Source organism: Nostoc sp., assembly GCF_036917535.1.
Lineage (GTDB): Bacteria > Cyanobacteriota > Cyanobacteriia > Cyanobacteriales > Nostocaceae > Nostoc.
In genome coordinates this window covers 20,456-37,801 of the sequence record NZ_JBALDA010000039.1, presented here as the reverse complement: position 1 = coordinate 37,801, position 17,346 = coordinate 20,456, and the positions used below count along the sequence as shown (strand labels likewise).

Genomic DNA, 17,346 nt, shown 5'->3' with positions numbered 1-17,346 from the left:
GATGGGCAAATGTTGGCTAGTGGTAGTAGAGACGAGACTATCAAACTGTGGAATGTGGCAACAGGCTCAGAAATTCGCACCCTGAGTGGTTATTGCTGGTGGGCTAATTCCGTCGCCATCAGTAGTGATGGGCAAATGTTGGCTAGTGGTAGTAGAGACGAGACTATCAAACTGTGGAATGTGGCAACAGGCTCAGAAATTCGCACCCTGAGTGGTTATTGCTGGTGGGCTAATTCCGTCGCCATCAGTAGTGATGGGCAAATGTTGGCTAGTGGTAGTAGAGACGAGACTATCAAACTGTGGAATGTGGCAACAGGCTCAGAAATTCGCACCCTGAGTGGTCATTCCGACTGGGTTAATTCCGTCGCCATCAGTAGTGATGGGCAAATGTTGGCTAGTGGTAGTGATGACAAGACTATCAAACTGTGGAATGTGGCAACAGGCAGAGAAATTCGCACCCTAAGTGGTCATTCCCACTGGGTTAATTTCGTCGCCATCAGTAGTGATGGGCAAATGTTGGCTAGTGGTAGTAGAGACGAGACTATCAAACTGTGGAATGTGGCAACAGGAACAGAAATTCGCACCCTGAGTGGTCATTCCGACTGGGTTAATTTCGTCGCCATCAGTAGCGATGGGCAAATCTTGGCTAGTGGTAGTAATGACAAGACTATCAAACTGTGGAATGTGGCAACAGGAACAGAAATTCGCACCCTGAGTGGTCATTCCTGGTCGGTTAATTCCGTCGCCATCAGTAGTGATGGGCAAATGTTGGCTAGTGGTAGTGATGACAAGACTATCAAACTGTGGAATGTGGCAACAGGCAGAGAAATTCGCACCCTAAGTGGTCATTCCCACTGGGTTAATTTCGTCGCCATCAGTAGTGATGGGCAAATGTTGGCTAGTGGTAGTAGAGACGAGACTATCAAACTGTGGAATGTGGCAACAGGAACAGAAATTCGCACCCTGAGTGGTCATTCCGACTGGGTTAATTCCGTCGCCATCAGTAGTGATGGGCAAATCTTGGCTAGTGGTAGTAATGACAAGACTATCAAACTGTGGAATGTGGCAACAGGCAGAGAAATTCGCACCCTGAGTGGTCATTCCGACTCGGTTAATTTCGTCGCCATCAGTAGCGATGGGCAAATGTTGGCTAGTGGTAGTAGAGACGAGACTATCAAACTGTGGAATGTGGCAACAGGCTCAGAAATTCGCACCCTGAGTGGTTATTGCTGGTGGGCTAATTCCGTCGCCATCAGTAGTGATGGGCAAATGTTGGCTAGTGGTAGTAGAGACGAGACTATCAAACTGTGGAATGTGGCAACAGGCTCAGAAATTCGCACCCTGAGTGGTCATTCCGACTGGGTTAATTCCGTCGCCATCAGTAGTGATGGGCAAATGTTGGCTAGTGGTAGTGATGACAAGACTATCAAGCTGTGGGAAGTCGCAACAGGGAAAGAAATTTGCACTCTCAGTCTTTTCGACTCAGTTCGTTCCGTCGCGTTTACCCCCGATGCAAATTGGCTTGCTGCTGGAGATGCTGGCGGAAACATCAAAATATGGCGACGTAGCTAGTGGTACTATAACAGCAAAGAAAGTATCAGCAAGAGATGTTCTTATTATCTTAAATAGCAATACTCACGGCGATCGCTCACTTTGAGAATGACTGAGAATTGTAGATATAGAATGTTTGATAATAGAGTGCGATCGCCGCTCAATTAGCTTTTTAATATATTTGGGTTGTCGCTGGAAATAAACTGTATCAAACTCAAGCATATCTCAAACAGTAAATCTTATTTTTCGCCATAATTTAAGGATAAAATATCAACAATCATTATTCTTCTCTTAGCAAAAACCATGAACAATCTTGCAAGTGAAGGTCTACCAGTAGAGGATAAAAAGTCATCAATTACACAAGAATCTTCTGCTGTCAAAAATCAACACCATTCTCAAGAGCATTCCCAAATAGTTCGTCCTTTGATAGGAATTAGACAGTATACAAATCAATTCTCACCAAAATTAGCGAACCCTGGATATGTGAAAAGAGCGCGTCAAATATACGATTGTCTACGTGCTGAATTAGTCAACCATTATCCTGACTGCTATGTTGCTATTGAACCTGATAGCGGCGATTGTTTTCTCAATGCCAATAAAGCTTTAGCCCAACAGCAAGCAAAACAAAAACACCCTTCTCGACTAATTTGTACTTTCCAATTAATACCACAGGAGCATCGTCACACAACTTGATTGAAGGAAAATTCAGCAACCAAGGAGAGTTAATTTTTGAAATCGACCTCGTAGCATCTGACGGTTTAGTTATTGCTGTTGATGCTCTATTCGACACTGGTTTTACCGACTGGTTAGCGATTAATACCCAAGATGCTCTCTCGCTGGGATGGGAACTTGTGGAGAGTGAAGAAACACGTCTGACGGCACAAGGAGAATCCCAGTGTAGATACTAAACTGGGATAGTTAGTTTAGATGCTCAGGAATTTAATATTTCTGTAATTGTAGGAGATCAAATTGCCGAAGTACTTCTCGGTTTACCTTGGCTTTTTACCAGAAGATTAGTTGTTGATTTTCCCGAAGGTCTACTAACTTTAGGATAAATCACATCTTGTACAGATCTGTCAATCATTTTGACTTAAATGAACACGCGATTGGTCGATTCACTTGTACAAATTATTGAATCTCTCACTCCAGAAGAGCGCATCTTTTTACAACAGCGACTAAGCAGCCAGCCAATTCAAGTGACAGTCGGTGTCTGCGGGGGACAGCCACGCATTCGCAACACGCGCATCCCTGTGTGGACACTGGTGGCTTTTCGCCAACAGGGAGCAGATGAGGAAGAGTTGCTGCGAAACTACCCTACCCTAACCCATGACGATTTAAAAGCTGCCTGGACTTATTATGAACAGCACCAAGAACAATTAGACCGAGCAATCATCACGTTGACTGAGGATGATGATGGTTAAGCTTTATTCTAATGAAAATTTTCCTATGGATATAGTCAGAGAACTGCGCCAGTTAGGCTACGATGTCCTAACTTCCTACGAAGCAGGACAAGCAAATCAAGGTATCCCTGATGAGGAAGTTCTAATTTTTGCGACACAAAACCAGCGAATCGTCATCACTCTTAACCGTGACGACTTCATTGCCTTACATAATAGCGGCATTGCTCACAACGGCATCATTATCTGCAAAACTGATAGAGACTATTTAGCGCAAACTCAAACTCTCCACGCCTACTTGCAAGATATTAAGTCATAAAGTCTTGCTTGGGCGATGACACTGCAAAATCGCCTGATTCGCGTCAAAAAGCAGAACCAACCCAAATCCAGCCGACAAGTTTTCATCATTCAAGAATACCTAAGATAGGCATCAAAGCTGTTGAGTAAACACAAATTTTTAATTTGAAACGAAAACGTTCTGACTTCAAACCGGAACATTCTCACTTCAAACGAAAACGTTCTCACTTGAAACTAGAATGTTCTGACTTCAAACCAGAATGTTCTGACTTGAAACTGGAATGTTCTCACTGCAAACAAAAACGTTCTTGCTTGAAACTAAAATATTAATGCTCTGAACTCGGAATGTCTCACTTTAAACAAAAACACCCAAGCTCAGAGCAAAAAGTTTTATGTTTTTAGATAACAGCGTCGAGTTAATTTCTCAAATTACGACGCTTGTGGTTGTACTTTTTTAGCTTTCCGGGCAAATCTCCGCCCTAAATCATCAATCATTGACTCTAAACCAGAGCCTTTACCACTGGCTTTAGCATAGTTATATATCATCAAACCCGCCGCATAAGCTTCGCTACCAACAGCTACAGATGTATCATCCACCAGTTCTTGCAGTTGCGTCAACGACAGCAAAATGGGATACAGGGCTTCAAATAATTCGATATCTTGGCGCATATCATTTAAGTCAAAAGAACGAGGTAAGAAGTCAGGGTTTTGTGTGCCAATTTCCAACGCCTTACTCACAAACGCCCGACTCTTATCCCCCAGCTTAGGTAAAGCTTTACGCTCCTCGGTTGTCAAATCAATCAAGAACGGTAACTTTTCGCGGATAGTAGTAATAGCTTGCATCACGGCTTCCCTGTCTGCGGAGGAAAGTTTTGCACTGACTTTATTATCTGCCATTTTTCATACACCTTTAATGGTACTATATTTCAGTATTCCCCAAGTTATTTAGGCAGTAATAGTTATTTATAAGCAATTAAGAAAATTTTTTTATACCTTTAAACAAGTGATATCTCGCTAATTACCAATCTTGAGCAAGTTTCACGATTAGAGTCCAGTGGCATTTGACCCAAGGAAGCCGAACATTTAGAGATAATAGTAGCAGAGGTAATCTGCAAAATTTAGCGTTAGCAGAGCGGTGTGCTAACACTTCGCAGCGAGTTGTGGAATAACATTATTACTTCTATAGGAATCCTATTTGATTACGTGAAAAAACTCAGTATACATCTATTCACTTCTGTTCCCTATTCCCTATTCCCTCTTAGAGGATGTTTGAAAAGTCATGATTGATGTATCAAATATTTTATTACCCCACCCTAACCCTCCCCTTGGAAAGGGGAGGGAACTAGATTTTCTTAATTCCCCCCTCTTTCCAAGGGGGATTAAGGGGAGTAAGAATGTGATAAAAATTACAATATACCACTTTTCAAACACCCTCTTAGAAGCTGTGAATCTAGCATAATAAGTATGGTAAAGCCATAAAAGTAATAGCGAAAAATATCAAACCCAATTTTTATTATGACTTCTTTTCCCCATTACATCCCTCAATCTGATCCCCCACTTCCTCCTTGGGAAACCCTACCAACGATGTATGATTTACCAAGTGACAACCCAGAGGAACCAGGCTTGCCAGACGATTTTCACTTTTTACAACCCTTACTTTTATACTTAACTTTTCAGCCAGGTAACTGGAATCCAGAACTAGTTTATAGTGCGGCTGACCTTAATCTCTACTATGATTTACAGCATCCTTTGTGGTATAAGCGCCCAGATTGGTTTGGTGTAGTAGGTGTAGGAAAATTATACAAAGGCCAAGACTTACGGTTAAGTTATGTAAGTTGGCAAGAGCCAGCAAATCCGTTTGTGGTTGTTGAGTTACTATCTCCGGGTACGGAAGACGAAGATTTAGGCACAAGAAGAGAAATTGCAGCAGATAAACCTCCTAGCAAATGGGAAGTTTATGAACGAATTTTGCGGATTCCCTACTATGTTGTATTTAGTCGCTATACTAATGAACTTCGGGCTTTTCAGTTAGTCGGCAGTCACTATGAACCGATGAACTTAACTAATGGATACCTACTAATGCCAGAGATAGATTTAAGTTTAGGCTTATGGCAAGGTTCATTTCGAGATATTGAAAAGTTGTGGTTAAGGTGGTTCACTTTGACGGGAGAATTAATTCCCGCACCCACAGAGGAAGCTGCTGCTGCAACTGAACGAGCTATGATTGCAGAACAAGAAGCTATAGAAGCTAAACAAGAAGCTGCTCAAGCTAAACGAAAAGCAGAACAATTAGCAGAACGTTTGCGTCAGTTAGGCGTGAATCCTGATGAACTAGATGAATTATTGTAGCTTCACAAGTCTTTTCTGATACGCAGCATAATTTTCTGCTTTTGAGGAATCACCTGCACTGAAAATTTTGATAGCCGATACCAAAGCAGCTATCTGATAATGATATAGGTTCTCAGAAAGATTAATTTTTGAGAGCGATCGCATATTCAGCACTTGAAATACATATAATATTTCTTTCAGCAAATCTATAGCAACCTCAGTTTTGATGATAAACCATGATGTCACCCTATATCCTTACTGTTCCTCAAGCAGTTTCAATTGAGTTACTAACAGGAAAATAAGGTTCAGCAGCAAATCTAAAAGGCGATGTCCTGAACATTTGCAGATATTACCGCAGACACTGATTATGTTGCGGCTGCTAAAATACTTAAGTATTAGTAGTACGATCAAATTACTCAGGTTAAAATTGTCTATTTGGTAGACAAGACCATCAGAAAATTGTAGAAAAGTGTATTTCCTTGGCTTGATAGTGGTGCTAACCTCAATTTAAAGGATGTTATCAGCCTTTATCTGCTAGAGTTTCTGACTTTCAGCAAATTAGATAATTTATCAACAACAAAATCGTTAGGAGTGCGATGATCATGTCACAGTCCCCGATGACAAGACCAGAAATAGCTGCTGGAACTCTAATCGATAACCGCTATATTATCCAAAAACTTCTAGGACAGGGAGGATTGGGACGAACTTACTTAGCATTTGACACTCGTCGGTTTAATGAAGCCTGTGTTCTCAAAGAATTTGCACCCATTGGTACAGGTGAAAGTGGACTGGAACAATATCGTAACTTATTTAAAAGAGAGGCAAAAATTCTCCATCAATTGCAACATCCTCAAATTCCTAAGTTTTTGGCTTGCTTTGAAGGAGATGGTCGGCTATTCCTAGTACAAGAGTATGTTGACGGTAAAACATATTCAAGACTGCTAGGAGAACTTCAACGTCAAGGAAGAAATTTTTCTGAAGACGAAGTTATACAGTGGCTAAAGAATCTGCTGCCTGTTTTGGAATATGTCCACCAGCACAACATTATCCATCGAGATATTTCTCCTGACAACATCATGTTACCCGATGGCAAGGATACGCCAGTGCTGATTGATTTCGGGGTAGGTAAGCAAATTGCTGACATCAATGAAGGAAGAAATTCCAACCAACAGGTAACGTTTGTCGGTAAAATGTCCCTTGTCGGCAAAGTGGGATATGCTCCCCGCGAACAGATTAGTTTGGGTTTATGTTCACCCTCTAGTGACCTTTATGCTTTAGGTGTAACTGCTATTGTATTACTCACAGCTAGAGATCCATCTTTACTAATGGATCAATACTCACTTGAATGGAACTGGCGTGATTATACCTATGTTACTGATGGGTTTGCTCAAGTGCTTGATTATATGTTGGAAGATAGGCCCAATAAGCGATACCAAACAGCCAGCGAAGTTTTCAGAGATTTAGAGTATATTAGAGAACCAGAAATAGCAATGCCTTCTGCAATCATGGTTGATGATTTACCGGCTACGGTATTTAACCCTGAATTTCGGGCTATATCGGTTCCATCGCAGTCATATAACCAACCTGAAGAAACAATTTTTAATTCACCTACTAGTCCACAAACTGGGCAAAAAATCGAACAACAACAATCTTCACTCCAACCAGCATTTATCAAACATTGTCAGCAAGAATTAGCCTACCATATCGGCCCAATGGCAAATCTGATTATAGAAGAAATACTAGCTCACAATCCTTATATTTCAGCTGACCAATTTATTGAACTTGTAACTAAGGAAATTCCTAACTTTCAAGCAGCTTTTGAATTCAAAAAAAGATTATTTTCATAAAGATTTAGACATCATGAATTGAGGAATAATTTTTAATCTCTTAACTAATTCTCTGGGTTTAAGTCAAGAGAGCTAATATAAAGTAACAAGGTTTTTTGGCAGGATCTAAATACCCCTTACAAAGATTAATAACGTTAGTATTGCGCAAAGCGAATCTGTATACTTCTATGGAGAAATATACTACATACAAAATCTTATACAGAGGGTTATTACGTTAGCATAGCGATAGCGAGCCTGCGTATCCTTGCGGGAAAGCAAGCTAGGCGCAGCGTCTTGAGAGAGCCTGATTATGAATTATTATAATCGCCTATACTTCCTTGAGTACGTTTGATTCTTTTCATCGCCATTTCTAAACTTAACTGCATCCGTTTAAAGGCTCTAGCTAAATTACCGATTTCATCATTAGATATCTGCTCAAATTCAACTTCCATATGTCCTGTACTAACTTCTTCAGCTATGCGAGTCATGCGTTTGAGAGGCATCACAACTTGTCGATTCAAGAACAAATTGACTAGTAGGATAGTCGCTATAAATATAGTTGATACAATCAAAATAATTACTAATGAAGACTGATTGGCTTTGTTGATGACATTCTTGGCAGGTACTGATACAATTTGAGCGCCAACAATTTCATTAAGGTTCCACCCAAATCCATTAGCAGCACCATAAAGACTAATCATACTTTGAGGTGCAGCTTCAGGTACACTATGACAGACCAGACAGCTTTTTTCAGAAACTGCTAAGGGACGAGCAATATAAAAAATATCCCCACCAGGAATTGAGCGAAATCCACTAACTTCTTTAAGGTCTGATTTATTTCTAAACTGTTCTACAATATCTGTCTCAAAACCGTCAGCCTTATCTCGAAGATTTGTGGGATTGAGAGTTGCTTCTTTATAAAAGAAATCACGGTAGTCTGTTGTTTTCCGTAAAACTTCAAACACCTCTCGTGCTGAGTATCCAGGTACCGTTTGCGGCAAAAACTCAGTAGCCAATTTATCAACTAGCTCTGGATTCACTTGATCACTGGTATATTTACGAACAGAACTCATGGTTTGGATGAGCATGAGACCAGTTGAGCTAATATCTTGCTTAGCATTCTCCCTCAGTAGAGAAGAAAGAGTAAATCCACTCAAGCTCAGACCAAATGTCAAAATTACCAGTAGCAGAATTGTAAATTTTTGTTTCAAATTTAGATTTTTTAGCATAATTTGAGATTACCTACAAGTCAAATTATTATAAACAAATATATTTAAAGTCACTGTTTACTCTAGCATGAGCAATCAAGTTTCATATTTTCATGTAAGGGTATAGTTTAAACAAAACTATGAAGCTATATCCAACTTTATACTATTAGTAATTATTGAGGTTAATGAAAATGTTATCTAAGTAACTAAGTTCCAAAAAGCTACAACAGCAATTCAAATAGAACTCCCAAAAATTCGTATTGGCTGTTCTGATACCGTGCCAAAATAAATACCAGCAATTGTCAAATATTACTAATGGTGTGGAATGCAGGAAAGTCTATATTCGGGGGACGCTACATTATTGAAAGCCAACTAGGTGAAGGCGGAATTGGCATTACTTATCTTGCCAGAAATCAACGAAATCAACAGCGAGTGATTAAAACCCTCAAAGAAGAAATCCTGAATCACCCCGCCTGGATACTCCACCGAAACAAATTACGGCAAGATTTTCGTGATGAAGCAGTTCGGTTGGCTGTGTGCCACCATCCTCATATAGTACAGATAGAAACCATCTTCGATGAGGGGAATTTGCCCTGCATGGTGATGGATTACATCGAAGGGGAAGACTTAGCACAGCGCTTGAGGCGAATAGGAGTGCTATCAGAGGCAGAAGCGCTACTTTACATCCGACAAATTGGTGATGCTTTGACCCTAATCCATTCTAAAGGACTGTTGCATCGGGATCTCAAACCACGCAACATCATGATCCGCATTCATAAATTAGAAGCAGTACTAATAGACTTTGGCATCGCTAGAGAGTTTGTTCCTAATACGATCCAAAGGCATACAGTGTATCGTACTCCTGGTTTTGCCCCACCTGAACAGTATGAATCAGAGGCGCCGCGAGGAGAATACATTGATATTTACGCCCTAGCCGCCACTTTGTATAATTTGCTTACCGCAGTTGTACCAACTAGTGCAGATGATAGACGTCACAATATTAATTTAGAACCACCACAATATTTTAATCCCAACATCAGCAATAGGGTAAATCAGGCTATTATGTGCGGCATGGATCTGGAGTCAACGTATCGTCCCCAGTCTGTGCAGGAGTGGTTAGATTTATTGGGTTCTGATACAGGGGAAGATGTAACCAAAATATCATCTACTTTAGTGATAACCCCTAAACTGCAACTACCTGTACCTGTTGTATTAGATCGGCAAAACTGGCAATGCGTGCAGACCCTCAAAGGTCATTCTAGTATGGTTCATGCGATCGCCATTAGCCCAGACGGGCAATTTATTGCTAGTGGCAGTAATGACAAGACGATCAAACTTTGGCAAGTGGGCACTGGTAAGCTAGTGCGTCAACTGGGTCGTTGGTCTTCTAGTCATTCTAGTATGGTTCATTCCGTCGCCTTTAGCCCAATCTCTTCAAACTTTTCTTATCAAGGCGAGTCTGGCAAATCTGCGGGAGTTACAGACCTAAATCGGGGAATCTTAGCTAGCGGGAGTTGGGATAATACAATCAAATTGTGGGATGTCAACACAGGTAAAGAAATTCGTACCCTCACTGGTCATGCTAATTGGGTGAATTCCGTTGCTTTTAGTCCAGATGGCAAGTTTCTGGCTAGTGGCAGTGCTGACTGCACAATCAAACTGTGGCAGGTACACACAGGCATAGAAATCCAAACTTTCACAGGTCATTCCGACCCAGTTTCGTCAGTCGCTTACTCTCCAAGAACGCCTGCAACTAATAGCCAGGAGAGACAGTTAGTAGCTAGTGGCAGCAATGATTACACAATTAAACTCTGGCAAATATATACAGGCAGAAATATTTACACATTCACAGGTCATTCCTTCTTTGTCAACTGTATCGCCTTTAGCAAAAATGGCGAAATTCTCGCCAGTGGTAGTGGTGACAACACAATTAAACTCTGGCATATAAATACAGGCAAAGAAATTCGTACTCTCATTGGTCATTCTGATTCTGTTTGGTCAGTCGCCTTTAGCCAGGATGGACAATTTCTCGCTAGTGGCAGTTGGGACAACACTATCAAGCTGTGGCACATACACAGTGGTAGAGAAATCAGCACACTTACAGGGCATTCCAACTATGTTAGATGTGTTGCCTTCAGTCTCGATGGCCAAACCCTAGTTAGCGGTAGTGATGACGACACTATTAAAATTTGGCGAAGAAAGTAGTAAATAATTCGTAATTTTCCTATAAACCTACAGATAGAACTGCGATCGCCCCAAATTTGTGACAATAATGACGGCAACCGTTATTTTTGAACAATAAAAATTATATGGGCTTTGGTATTGGTGATTTATTTTGGATTTTCCTCCTTCTGACTTCTTTGCAACCTCTTTGGCAAAAACGTCAAATAGAATATCGGCGTTTGCGTTCTTTACAAGAATTCCAGCAGGAACGCAAAAGTCGGGTGATTTTACTAATTCACCGTCAAGAGTCCATTAGCTTTTTGGGAATTCCTATATCTCGCTACATTACTATCGAAGACTCAGAACAAATATTGCGAGCAATTCGCCTCACACCCCCAGATGTGCCGATTGACTTAATTTTACACACCCCTGGCGGTTTAGTTTTGGCTACTGAACAAATCGCCAGAGCGTTAATTCGCCACCAAGCAAAAGTCACAGTCTTTGTACCCCACTATGCCATGAGTGGCGGTACAATGCTTGCTCTCGCCTCTGATGAAATTATTATGGATGCTAACGCTGTCTTAGGGCCAGTTGATCCACAACTAGGCAATTACCCCGCAGCCAGTATCCTGAAAGTAGTTGAAGATAAACCTATCAGTGAGATTGATGACCAAACCTTAATTATGGCTGATCTCTCACGCAAAGCAATTCAGCAGGTACAGCGATTTGTGCGAACTTTGCTAAAAGACAGTATACCTAAACAAAAAGTTCTGCCAGAAAACATCGAACCGATTATCGAAACCTTAACAACTGGACGCGTCACCCACGACTATCCCATCACTATTGAAGAAGCAACAGAAATGGGGCTGCCCGTAACCGTCGGACTGCCCCATTCTATTTATGATCTTATGGATTTGTACCCACAGCCACAAGGAGGACGACCCAGCGTGCAGTACATTCCTATGCCTTACAATGACCGCCGTCCAATTCTACCTACACCCAAAGGCAGACCCTTAGAAGAACCAAATCAGATGACTTGAAGGGCTTTGGGATAGGAGTTTTTTGTGGCGACTAGGGTGTTGCAGTCGGTGTTGCAGTTGGTGTTGCAGTTGGTGTTGCAGTTGGTGTTGCAGTTGGTGTCGCTGTTGGTGTCGCAGTCGGTGTCGCTGTTGGTGTTGCAGTTGGTGTCGCAGTCGGTGTTGCTGTTGGTGTCGCTGTTGGTTTAGTTGTTGGTTTAGTTGTTGGTTTAGTTGTTGGTGTTGCTGTCGGCTGACTGAAGAGTGTCTTTGCTTCTTCATTCAGCTTTTGGCGGAGTGCTAAGTTAGCAATTCCAGTTTCTTGCAACTGATATTTCTTCTGATACTCCTTCACCACTTCTTCCGTACGGGAACCATAAAAATGATCGCGCGGCAGGGGAGGATTTGGCTTCACCACTGCATTCAAATTTCTGTGCAGAATTTGAACGATGTTAGCAGCAAAATCTTGGGTTTTTGGCCCTGCTATGCCATCAACAGGTTTTAGCTTATAACCAGTCTGAAATTCTCGAATTGCTTTTTTAGTTTGCTCGTCTGTCAAAGCATTATTTGTTACCTTGACGTTATAGCCTAATCCCCGCAATACCTCACGGAATTGCTGGGGCGTATAACTTTTTCGAGGGGCTGCAAAACCTGTGTCTGTAATTACCAAACTAGCAGTCATCAGGCAAGTAACAGCAAAGGTTGCGCTTGATTTTCCAAACCCACACCACATACTTAAAAACTCCTTTGGGTTAAATCAGCAGGATTATAAACGTTAACAGCTGCATTTTAAGTTTGTTTAATAACTTTTTTCACGATTATTTAATGAATTTTGAACAAATTGTGATTTTTTTTTGTTAAATTTAGCTAAGTTTGTAAAAAATAATTTCTGTCATCCATCAAAAGAAGTATCTTATATTAGCAAAGAGACAGCGGTTATCATTTGAAGCGAAAATACCCTTTTAAGATTAAACTGCGGTAGAAAGTCACATCTGTACATTGGCATTAATTTAAAGTAAAAGGCAGTCTCTTTACCTGTGGATGTGCTGCAATGAGGAGTATTTTCAGCCTATGGTTGGAAAAGAAAGAGGTTTTAAAGGAGTTTTGTTTTGGGCTGAAGTTGACACCCATGACAGATGTGCACTTTTACTGGGGTCTACTCGACTGGAAATTGCTGTAATTGGTTAGAAAGGGCCGAAAATTAATAAATGAAAGAGTTTATGTTTTAAACACCAGAATAAGTATCATATATTACATAAAATGAGAAATATAAAATCTTCTAAGCAGCGTAATCTTTGGTTTGAAAGATTTATGGCAATTACTGCCACCGTAAATTTAAGTTTAGTTTTGTTTGATTTAAGTTATGTACCTTGGAGAGATTTCTACTTGCGAAAACTTCCCCAAATTACTAAAATTTATGACCCAATAAAAGGTATTGAACTCCATCGAGACACAGAAAACTATCTAAAAACAATAGACGCATTAGAAGAACAAGTTAAGCAAACAGGGTTACAGTCGCCTCAGGTAAATAGCAGGCTAGAGGAAATAAGGGGTCTGAGCAGCGAGATGATTGACAGTAACCCGTTTGCGGGAGTGAATAAGAGTGGGACTCTGGAAAAAATCAAAAAAAGGATGCGATCACACATCCGCAAAGAATCTGCAAAACAGTCCTTCGCTACTTTTTGGAGTCAGCCATATCTATCACAAAATGGCTGGTCTAAAGAAATTAATTTTTTTAACCAGAGCATCCGCCCTTTGATCGCCAGTAACTATTACCGCCAAATCGGGGAAAATGGCGATTTTATTGATAAATTCTGGATGATTGACTTATTATTTGTGATTTTATTTGGCGTAGAATTGCTAGGGCGTACCTTCTTGCTCAGACGCCAACATCCTGGGTTTAGCTGGTTAGAAGCACTATTATGGCGTTGGTACGATTTATTTTTACTGATACCATTTTGGCGGGGGTTACGAATCATACCTATATTAATTCGCCTCGATCAAGCGCGGTTATTGAATCTGCATCCAGTACGAAAGCAATTTAATCAGGGGATTATCGCTAATTTTGCCGAAGAACTCACAGAAATTGTGGTGGTGAGAGTGATTAATCAGGTTCAGGGTTCAATTCGGCGGGGTGAATTAACTAGCTGGCTCTCGCAAAAAGAAAATTTACGTCCCTACATAGATATTAATAATGTGAATGAAGTGGAAGCGATCGCAGGTCTTTTGGTAAAAACAATTGTCTACCGAGTGCTACCCGAGATTCAACCTGCGATCGTTGCCATTGTGTGCCACAACATCGAAACCGTCTTCCATCAAGTCCCCGTCTACCGGAATCTCCAAAACCTCCCTGGCTTAGGACAAGCCCAAACCCAGTTAAGCGAACAGCTGGCGACCCAAATCACAACTAATCTTTACAAAACTTTAGTGAGCGCTGTTGAAGACCCTGTGGGCGCAAAACTCACCAGTCAATTGGTACAAAGCTTCAGTGACGCTTTGGGATCTCAAATAAAAGAAAAACACGTACTTTCAGAAATTCAGAGCTTACTTTTTGACTTCTTAGAGGAAATCAAACTCAACTATGTCCAGCGTTTATCCCAAGAAGACATAGACCAAATTATCGAGCAAACCAGGCAGCTACGAACACAAGTATCAGTTCCTGCAGTAGTGGATAAAGGCACTACTCTCTCAAAAATACGGAAAGGGTAGGTAAAGCAGGGGAGCAGAGGGGCAGCGGAAGCATTTTTAACTCATGACTAATGACTAATGACTAATGACTATCCAAGAAATGCGCTAAACTCGAATTAGGCGAATCATCATTGGTTCGTCATAATACTTCTTGGAAGATATACCTATCGCAGGAAGTGGGTCGAAGCCCACTTTTTTTATTGAATTCTCTCATGGCTCATCCTTTAGTTCCACAAATTATTGATTTGGCGACACCAGTGGCAGAAGAACTGGGATTAGAAGTGGTTGGCGTGGTTTTTCACACCAACCAAAATCCACCAGTTTTGCGGGTAGACATTCGCAATCCTGAGCAAGACACCGGTTTGAATGATTGTGAGAGGATGAGCCGTGCTTTAGAAACCTCCTTAGATGCTGCGGAAATCGTTCCAGATACATACGTCTTGGAAGTGTCTAGTCCTGGTATTTCGCGGCAATTGGTAACAGACAGGGAGTTTATTTGCTTTAAAGGATTTCCTGTGATTATCTCCACTTCGCCACCCTACGACGGACAACAAGAATGGATTGGTCAGTTGATTCGTCGGGATGAGACAGCACTTTACTTAAATCAAAAAGGTCGTGTAGTCGAAATTCCCCGCTCCCTAATAACTAAGGTGCAGTTACAGGAGCGCCGATAAACAAGTTACTAAGGCTAGAGGCTAGGGACTAGGGATTGGAGGGGCACAGGAGCAGAGGAGCAAGGGAGACAAGGTGATACCAATTCAAAATTCAAAATTCAAAATTCAAAATTAAGAAAGCCAGACAGAACAAAGGTATGTCCGTATGTATCTGTCGCATTCTTTTTTCAAATTGGTATGACAAGAGATGAGAACTTGCAACAAGTTTTTTCCCTTGTTCCCAATTTTCCTTGTCCTCTTGTCCTCTTCCCCATGCCCAATGCCCAGTCTTTAGTTCCTAATTTTTAAAGGAGATTGCTTATGTCAATGGTTACTTTACCTGGATTAAAAGAATTAATTGAAAGTATAAGTCGCGAGCGGAATTTACCCCGGCTTGCAGTTCAATCAGCTATTAGAGAAGCACTACTCAAAGGCTACGAACGTTATCGTCGCGCCCAAAATTTAGAACGCAAACAGTTTGAGGAAGATTATTTTGAAAATTTTGAAGTAGAACTCGATATTGAAGAAGAAGGATTTCGCGTTCTTTCCACCAAAACCATTGTCGAAGAAGTTAATAATACAGACCACCAGATTTCCCTAGACGAAGTTCAACAAGTCGCTCCCGAAGCGCAGTTAGGGGACTCTGTAGTGCTGGATGTTACCCCCGACCAAGGAGAATTTGGTCGAATGGCGGCGATGCAAACCAAGCAAGTATTGGCACAAAAATTACGGGATCAACAGCGCCAGATGGTGCAAGAAGAGTTCCAAGATTTAGAAGGAACTGTTCTGCAAGCAAGAGTCTTGCGGTTTGAACGACAATCAGTGGTTTTAGCAGTTAGCAGCGGCTTTGGTCAGCCAGAAGTAGAAGCCGAATTACCGAAGCGGGAACAGTTGCCCAACGATAATTATCGAGCAAATGCCACCTTCAAGGTATATCTCAAAAAAGTCTCCCAAGGTCAGCAACGAGGCCCACAGTTGCTTGTGTCTCGTGCTGATGCTGGTTTGGTAGTTTATCTTTTCGCCAACGAAGTCCCAGAAATCGAAGATGAGGTGGTACGGATTGTTGCCGTAGCTAGGGAGGCAAACCCCCCTTCCCGTTATGTTGGTCCCCGGACTAAAATAGCAGTAGATACTCTTGATCGCGATGTAGACCCAGTTGGTGCTTGTATTGGAGCCAGGGGATCGCGAATTCAAGTGGTAGTCAATGAATTACGCGGTGAAAAAATAGATGTAATTCGCTGGTCGCCAGACCCAGCAACATACATTGCTAATGCCTTAAGTCCAGCACGAGTAGATGAAGTACGCCTGATGGACCCAGAATCGCGGCAAACTCACGTACTTGTAGCTGAAGATCAATTGAGTTTGGCTATTGGGAAAGAAGGACAAAACGTCCGTTTGGCAGCCCGTCTAACTGGTTGGAAAATAGACATTAAAGACAAAGCTAAGTATGACTATGCAGCAGAGGATACCAAATTTGCAGCCGTCAGAACAAAATATCAATCAGAGGAATCAGAAGACGACTTGGACTTTGAAGAAGAATTCGAGGATGAAAATCAGAACGAATTAGAAGAGGAAGATAGTTTTGACAATAACGATGATGAATAATTAATTAATTTTGTAAAGTTTTGATACTGTAGACTGTAATCTTAGTCTCAAGGATTATTTTCTCAAAGGCTACTTGGTATAAGTAAAAAATAGTAATAATAAACTTCTTTTTACATCCAAAATCCTGGACTAAGATCGCAAAGAACCGATGAAACCAAATTATCGGCGCTGTATTAGTTGCCATAAAGTAGGCTCAAAAGATGAGTTTTGGCGGATTGTCCGCGTCTTTCCATCGGGAAAGGTACAATTGGATCAGGGCATGGGGCGTTCTGCCTATATTTGTCCAGAAAAGAGTTGCTTACAAGCGGCTCAAAAAAAAAATCGACTAGGGCGATCGCTACATGCATCAGTGTCAGAAGCACTGTACCAAAGCTTGTCGCAACGTCTAGCCCGCAGTAATACCCAAAACCAAATTTAGTTGGAACAACTTTGTGACGTAATCATTAGAGGAATTGTGTCGAAAGCCGAAGTCGCGCTTTCATCTCACTCCCTATTGCTCGTTAAGGTTAGTGCCAAAATAGTAAATGGGTGTAAAAAACATTCGGCTCTCCAATAACGAGGGGCGAGGCAACATTCCCAGAACAAAATGTAATCGATTGTGTTGTGGAAGACTC

Annotated in this window: 17 protein-coding genes and 1 pseudogene; 13 read left to right on the top strand and 5 right to left on the bottom strand. The window is 41.3% G+C overall.

All coding sequences use genetic code 11. The features are described from left to right. Positions 1-1,572, top strand: a pseudogene (locus V7K56_RS13745) (hypothetical protein); the annotation flags it as partial. A gap of 63 nt (positions 1,573-1,635) precedes the next feature. Here the strand turns inward: V7K56_RS13745 and V7K56_RS13740 are convergent. Then, positions 1,636-1,773 (bottom strand): hypothetical protein, encoded by a 138-nt coding sequence (locus tag V7K56_RS13740; protein WP_334911279.1) that lies wholly within the window; start codon positions 1,771-1,773, stop codon positions 1,636-1,638. A gap of 81 nt (positions 1,774-1,854) precedes the next feature. On the opposite strand from V7K56_RS13740, the gene V7K56_RS13735 reads away from it, so the two are divergent. From V7K56_RS13735 to V7K56_RS13720, 4 genes are all read left to right on the top strand, one after another. Next, positions 1,855-2,244 carry a hypothetical protein gene (locus V7K56_RS13735; RefSeq protein WP_334911277.1) on the top strand — a complete coding sequence of 130 codons (390 nt, stop codon included), beginning with the start codon at positions 1,855-1,857 and terminating at the stop codon, positions 2,242-2,244. Further along, positions 2,241-2,459, top strand: coding sequence for a hypothetical protein (locus tag V7K56_RS13730; protein WP_334911275.1), 219 nt, complete (start codon positions 2,241-2,243; stop codon positions 2,457-2,459). The genes V7K56_RS13735 and V7K56_RS13730 overlap by 4 nt, the downstream gene beginning before the upstream one ends. 186 nt (positions 2,460-2,645) lie before the next feature. After that, entirely contained in the window at positions 2,646-2,972 is a 327-nt protein-coding gene (locus V7K56_RS13725) for a DUF433 domain-containing protein (RefSeq protein ID WP_334911273.1), read from the top strand. Further along, the gene (locus V7K56_RS13720) at positions 2,959-3,267 is read left to right on the top strand and encodes a DUF5615 family PIN-like protein (protein ID WP_334911271.1); all 309 of its coding nucleotides are present in this window, start codon (positions 2,959-2,961) and stop codon (positions 3,265-3,267) included. The genes V7K56_RS13725 and V7K56_RS13720 overlap by 14 nt, the downstream gene beginning before the upstream one ends. Before the next feature lie 407 nt (positions 3,268-3,674). Here V7K56_RS13720 and V7K56_RS13715 read toward each other — a convergent pair whose 3' ends face one another. Continuing rightward, a complete protein-coding gene (locus V7K56_RS13715) occupies positions 3,675-4,142 on the bottom strand; it encodes a hypothetical protein (protein ID WP_334911269.1) in 468 nt (155 codons plus the stop codon). A 618-nt stretch (positions 4,143-4,760) separates the two neighbouring features. Between V7K56_RS13715 and V7K56_RS13710 the strand changes: the two genes are divergently transcribed. Continuing rightward, positions 4,761-5,594 (top strand): Uma2 family endonuclease, encoded by an 834-nt coding sequence (locus tag V7K56_RS13710; RefSeq protein ID WP_334911267.1) that lies wholly within the window; start codon positions 4,761-4,763, stop codon positions 5,592-5,594. Here V7K56_RS13710 and V7K56_RS13705 read toward each other — a convergent pair. Further along, positions 5,586-5,819, bottom strand: a complete 234-nt coding sequence (locus tag V7K56_RS13705) for a hypothetical protein (protein ID WP_334911265.1) — start codon at positions 5,817-5,819, stop codon at positions 5,586-5,588. The two genes, V7K56_RS13710 and V7K56_RS13705, sit on opposite strands and share 9 nt — an antisense overlap. 356 nt (positions 5,820-6,175) lie before the next feature. Between V7K56_RS13705 and V7K56_RS13700 the strand changes: the two genes are divergently transcribed. Next, a complete protein-coding gene (locus tag V7K56_RS13700; RefSeq protein ID WP_334911263.1) occupies positions 6,176-7,420 on the top strand; it encodes a serine/threonine-protein kinase in 1,245 nt (414 codons plus the stop codon). A 287-nt stretch (positions 7,421-7,707) separates the two neighbouring features. Here V7K56_RS13700 and V7K56_RS13695 read toward each other — a convergent pair whose 3' ends face one another. Then, the gene (locus tag V7K56_RS13695; protein ID WP_334911261.1) at positions 7,708-8,628 is read right to left on the bottom strand and encodes a c-type heme family protein; all 921 of its coding nucleotides are present in this window, start codon (positions 8,626-8,628) and stop codon (positions 7,708-7,710) included. Positions 8,629-8,922: 294 nt separating this feature from the next. Here V7K56_RS13695 and V7K56_RS13690 point away from each other — a divergent pair, with 294 nt between their 5' ends. Together V7K56_RS13690 and V7K56_RS13685 are read left to right on the top strand one after the other, a co-directional pair. Beyond that, positions 8,923-10,812 (top strand): serine/threonine-protein kinase, encoded by a 1,890-nt coding sequence (locus V7K56_RS13690; RefSeq protein WP_334911259.1) that lies wholly within the window; start codon positions 8,923-8,925, stop codon positions 10,810-10,812. 104 nt (positions 10,813-10,916) lie between these two features. After that, complete coding sequence (locus V7K56_RS13685; RefSeq protein ID WP_334911283.1) at positions 10,917-11,810, top strand: SDH family Clp fold serine proteinase; 894 nt, start codon at positions 10,917-10,919, stop codon at positions 11,808-11,810. A 31-nt stretch (positions 11,811-11,841) separates the two neighbouring features. On the opposite strand, the gene V7K56_RS13680 is transcribed toward V7K56_RS13685, so the two are convergent. Next, entirely contained in the window at positions 11,842-12,519 is a 678-nt protein-coding gene (locus V7K56_RS13680; protein WP_334911257.1) for a peptidoglycan-binding domain-containing protein, read from the bottom strand. A gap of 527 nt (positions 12,520-13,046) precedes the next feature. On the opposite strand from V7K56_RS13680, the gene V7K56_RS13675 reads away from it, so the two are divergent. The 4 genes from V7K56_RS13675 (at position 13,047) to V7K56_RS13660 (ending at position 17,150) form a co-directional block, all read left to right on the top strand. Then, complete coding sequence (locus tag V7K56_RS13675; RefSeq protein ID WP_334911255.1) at positions 13,047-14,495, top strand: hypothetical protein; 1,449 nt, start codon at positions 13,047-13,049, stop codon at positions 14,493-14,495. A 191-nt stretch (positions 14,496-14,686) separates the two neighbouring features. Continuing rightward, positions 14,687-15,148, top strand: a complete 462-nt coding sequence (gene rimP / locus V7K56_RS13670; RefSeq protein WP_334911253.1) for a ribosome maturation factor RimP — start codon at positions 14,687-14,689, stop codon at positions 15,146-15,148. A 300-nt stretch (positions 15,149-15,448) separates the two neighbouring features. Further along, positions 15,449-16,732 carry a transcription termination factor NusA gene (gene nusA / locus V7K56_RS13665; RefSeq protein ID WP_334911251.1) on the top strand — a complete coding sequence of 428 codons (1,284 nt, stop codon included), beginning with the start codon at positions 15,449-15,451 and terminating at the stop codon, positions 16,730-16,732. Positions 16,733-16,880: 148 nt separating this feature from the next. Next, positions 16,881-17,150 carry a YlxR family protein gene (locus tag V7K56_RS13660; protein WP_334911250.1) on the top strand — a complete coding sequence of 90 codons (270 nt, stop codon included), beginning with the start codon at positions 16,881-16,883 and terminating at the stop codon, positions 17,148-17,150. Positions 17,151-17,346 lie beyond the last annotated feature (196 nt).

Excerpts from the sequence above, each read along its gene's own strand:
- V7K56_RS13740 (WP_334911279.1), bottom strand. The coding sequence starts at position 1,773 with ATGCTTGAGTTTGATACAGTTTATTTCCAGCGACAACCCAAATATATT.
- V7K56_RS13735 (WP_334911277.1), top strand. The coding sequence starts at position 1,855 with ATGAACAATCTTGCAAGTGAAGGTCTACCAGTAGAGGATAAAAAGTCA.
- V7K56_RS13725 (WP_334911273.1), top strand. The coding sequence starts at position 2,646 with ATGAACACGCGATTGGTCGATTCACTTGTACAAATTATTGAATCTCTC.
- V7K56_RS13720 (WP_334911271.1), top strand. The coding sequence starts at position 2,959 with ATGATGATGGTTAAGCTTTATTCTAATGAAAATTTTCCTATGGATATA.
- V7K56_RS13715 (WP_334911269.1), bottom strand. The coding sequence starts at position 4,142 with ATGGCAGATAATAAAGTCAGTGCAAAACTTTCCTCCGCAGACAGGGAA.
- V7K56_RS13710 (WP_334911267.1), top strand. The coding sequence starts at position 4,761 with ATGACTTCTTTTCCCCATTACATCCCTCAATCTGATCCCCCACTTCCT.
- V7K56_RS13700 (WP_334911263.1), top strand. The coding sequence starts at position 6,176 with ATGTCACAGTCCCCGATGACAAGACCAGAAATAGCTGCTGGAACTCTA.
- V7K56_RS13695 (WP_334911261.1), bottom strand. The coding sequence starts at position 8,628 with ATGCTAAAAAATCTAAATTTGAAACAAAAATTTACAATTCTGCTACTG.
- V7K56_RS13690 (WP_334911259.1), top strand. The coding sequence starts at position 8,923 with ATGGTGTGGAATGCAGGAAAGTCTATATTCGGGGGACGCTACATTATT.
- V7K56_RS13685 (WP_334911283.1), top strand. The coding sequence starts at position 10,917 with ATGGGCTTTGGTATTGGTGATTTATTTTGGATTTTCCTCCTTCTGACT.
- V7K56_RS13680 (WP_334911257.1), bottom strand. The coding sequence starts at position 12,519 with ATGTGGTGTGGGTTTGGAAAATCAAGCGCAACCTTTGCTGTTACTTGC.
- V7K56_RS13675 (WP_334911255.1), top strand. The coding sequence starts at position 13,047 with ATGAGAAATATAAAATCTTCTAAGCAGCGTAATCTTTGGTTTGAAAGA.
- rimP (WP_334911253.1), top strand. The coding sequence starts at position 14,687 with ATGGCTCATCCTTTAGTTCCACAAATTATTGATTTGGCGACACCAGTG.
- nusA (WP_334911251.1), top strand. The coding sequence starts at position 15,449 with ATGTCAATGGTTACTTTACCTGGATTAAAAGAATTAATTGAAAGTATA.
- V7K56_RS13660 (WP_334911250.1), top strand. The coding sequence starts at position 16,881 with ATGAAACCAAATTATCGGCGCTGTATTAGTTGCCATAAAGTAGGCTCA.